This window comes from Pseudomonas sp. R62 (assembly GCF_000257605.1).
Lineage (GTDB): Bacteria > Pseudomonadota > Gammaproteobacteria > Pseudomonadales > Pseudomonadaceae > Aquipseudomonas > Aquipseudomonas atacamensis.
This window is the reverse complement of sequence record NZ_JH636001.1, coordinates 6332-9296: the sequence shown is the minus strand read 5'-3', so window position 1 is coordinate 9296 and position 2965 is coordinate 6332. Positions and strand designations below refer to the sequence as shown.

Annotated in this window: 4 protein-coding genes; 3 read left to right on the top strand and 1 reads right to left on the bottom strand. The window is 58.9% G+C overall.

Features of this window, described 5'->3' with window-relative positions; genetic code table 11:
• Window positions 1–1408: AMP-binding protein (locus OQK_RS28790; RefSeq protein ID WP_016775520.1), on the top strand; the 1408-nt coding region annotated here is incomplete at its 5' end.
• Window positions 1409–1570: 162 nt separating this feature from the next.
• Here the strand turns inward: OQK_RS28790 and OQK_RS28785 are convergent.
• A complete protein-coding gene (locus OQK_RS28785; protein ID WP_016775519.1) occupies window positions 1571–1948 on the bottom strand; it encodes a hypothetical protein in 378 nt (125 codons plus the stop codon).
• A 194-nt stretch (window positions 1949–2142) separates the two neighbouring features.
• On the opposite strand from OQK_RS28785, the gene OQK_RS28780 reads away from it, so the two are divergent.
• Window positions 2143–2334, top strand: coding sequence for a CsbD family protein (locus tag OQK_RS28780; protein WP_016775518.1), 192 nt, complete (start codon window positions 2143–2145; stop codon window positions 2332–2334).
• Window positions 2335–2497: 163 nt separating this feature from the next.
• Window positions 2498–2965 (top strand): YihY/virulence factor BrkB family protein (locus OQK_RS28775; protein WP_016775517.1); only part of this gene is annotated, 468 nt, incomplete at its 3' end.

The window sequence follows — 2965 nt, the reverse complement described above, 5'->3', positions numbered from 1 at the left end:
CGCCGGGCTGATCGTGGTCAACACCAACCCGCTGTACACCGCGCGGGAAATGGAACACCAATTCAACGACTCAGGCGCCAAAGCGCTGGTGTGCCTGGCGAACATGGCGCATCTGGCCGAAGCCGTGGTGCCGAAAACCGGCGTCAAGCACGTCATCGTCACCGAAGTTGCCGACCTGCTGCCGCCGATCAAGCGCCTGCTGATCAACAGCGTCATCAAGTACGTGAAGAAAATGGTCCCGGCCTATCACTTGCCCAAAGCCATCAAATTCAACGACGTCCTGAGCAAGGGCCACGGCCAGCCAGTGGCCGAAGCCAACCCGGACAGCGGCGATGTCGCGGTGCTGCAATACACCGGCGGCACCACCGGCGTAGCCAAGGGCGCGATGCTGACGCACCGCAACCTGGTCGCCAACATGCTGCAATGCAAGGCGCTGATGGGCTCCAACCTCAACGAAGGCTGCGAGATCCTGATCACGCCGCTGCCGCTGTATCACATCTATGCGTTCACCTTTCATTGCATGGCGATGATGCTGATCGGCAACCACAACATTCTGATCAGCAACCCGCGCGACCTGCCAGCGATGGTCAAGGAACTGTCGAAGTGGAAGTTCAGCGGTTTTGTCGGTCTGAACACGCTGTTCGTGGCGCTGTGCAACAACGAAGGTTTCCGCAAGCTGGATTTCTCCGCGCTGAAAGTCACCCTGTCCGGCGGCATGGCCCTGCAACTGGCGGCGGCCGAGCGCTGGAAAGCCGTGACCGGTTGCGCCATCTGCGAAGGCTACGGCATGACCGAAACCAGCCCGGTGGCCACGGTCAACCCGATCCAGCACATCCAGATCGGCACCATTGGCATTCCGGTACCGTCGACCCTGTGCAAAGTCATCGACGATGCCGGTGTCGAGCAGCCGCTGGGCGAGATCGGCGAACTGTGCGTCAAGGGCCCGCAAGTGATGAAGGGTTACTGGCAGCGTCAGGAAGCCACCGATGAAATGCTCGACAGCGACGGCTGGCTGAAAACCGGTGACATCGCGCTGATCCAGCCGGACGGCTACATGCGCATCGTCGATCGCAAGAAAGACATGATTCTGGTGTCTGGCTTCAACGTCTATCCGAACGAACTGGAAGACGTGCTGGCGACTTTGCCGGGCGTGTTGCAGTGCGCGGCGATCGGTGTGCCGGACGAGAAGTCGGGTGAGGCGATCAAGATTTTCATCGTCGCCAAACCGGGAGTGACCCTGACCAAAGAACAGGTCATGGACCACATGCGCGCCAACGTCACCGGCTACAAGGTGCCGCGCTCGGTGGAATTCCGCGACGCACTGCCAACTACCAACGTCGGCAAGATCCTGCGCCGCGAGTTGCGGGATGAAGAATTGAAGAAGATCAAGGCCAAGTCTGCCGCGTAAATAAAAAGCCCCGCAGATGCGGGGCTTTTTGTTGGTGAACTGATCGTTCCCACGCTCTGCGTGGGAATGCCGCCCCGGACGCTCCGCGTCCAGCACTGCAGGGACGCAGAGCGTCCCGAGATGCATTCCCACGCAGAGCGTGGGAACGATCAAATGCAAATCCTACTGACGAAACGGCGCAAAATTCACATTGGTCCCCGCCGGTCGCATGTCCTGCAGATACGAATCCTTGTCCGCACTCAATTCCAGGCTCAGCGCTGCCTTGCGCTTGCCTTCGTTGCGAATCACCAAACCTTCGAGCTTTTCGCGCAGGAACACCGTCGGCACTTTCAGGTGCAGCAACTCATCGGTGGCCGGGGTGTGCAGCAGCAAGTGAATCCACTCGTACTGACCGATGGCCAAGCGCGACACCGGCAGGTCGAACCACCAGATATTGCGGTTACGGTTCAGTTCGGCGAAGTGGCAGTTGTTGGTGCCGAGCACGGCGCCGCCCAGTTCCTGGTTGCGACGGGCGATGGCCTGGGTTTTATTGAGCTTCATGACATTCCTGCGAATCGGTGTGCCGGGCTCAGCGCCCGTAGGCTGAGCATTCTCGGGGCAACGCCGGCAAACATAAAGCGCAACCTGCATGCCACGACGAAATGCCAGCAAAATAAATGAAACTCGGCGCAAAGCGCACCGGTCAATCGTTACGTAATGACTTTTCTTCCCTTTATGCTTCACGGAGAAACACCATGAGTAGCACAGGCGATAAAGTAAAAGGCATGGCCAACGAAGCCGTCGGCAATATCAAGCAAGGCGTCGGCAAAGCTACTGATAACGACAAGATGCGCGCCGAAGGCAAGGTTCAAGAGAAAAAAGGTGAAGCCCAGCAAGCGGTTGGCAACGCCAAGGACGCTGTGAAAAAGGGCGTCGACAAGGCGTAAGCGAGCCTTGAACGAATCACACGAGCGGCCATCCAAGGATGGCCGTTTTTGTATCAGAACCCTGCGGTCATCCGCCAAAGGCTCGTCAACTAGGCTACCTTGAGGTAAAAAACGGCCCCTGAGTCGCCACGACTTCAACCTTTTGCGGCGCAAGGAGACGCGAATGATATTCCCGGACATGAAAGGTCTGCCCCTGCACCGGGTGATGGTGCGCACGGTCACTGAGTTCGTCGATGACGAAATGTCGACCTACGCCTCGGCACTGGCCTACCAGATGCTGTTCTCGCTCTTCCCGTTCATTCTTTTCCTGATCGCCCTGATCGGTTTCCTGCACCTGCCGGATTTCTTCTCCTGGCTGCGTCTGCAATCCGAACTGGTGCTGCCGCCGCAGGCGCTGGAGCAGGTCAATCCGGTGATCGATCAGTTGCAGCAATCCAAGGGTGGCCTGCTGTCCATCGGTATCGTCATCGCCCTGTACACCGCGTCCGCCGGCGTGCGCCTGATGATGAGCGCGATGAACGCCGCTTATGACGTGGTCGAAGGCCGGCCGATCTGGAAGCGCTTCCCGTTGTCGATCGTCTATACCGTCGGCATCGCTGGCATGCTGCTGATCGCCGCTGCGCTGATGGTG

What these genes read in the sequence shown, in the direction of transcription:
- OQK_RS28785 (WP_016775519.1), bottom strand. Translation starts at nt 1,948, where the DNA reads ATGAAGCTCAATAAAACCCAGGCCATCGCCCGTCGCAACCAGGAACTG.
- OQK_RS28780 (WP_016775518.1), top strand. Translation starts at nt 2,143, where the DNA reads ATGAGTAGCACAGGCGATAAAGTAAAAGGCATGGCCAACGAAGCCGTC.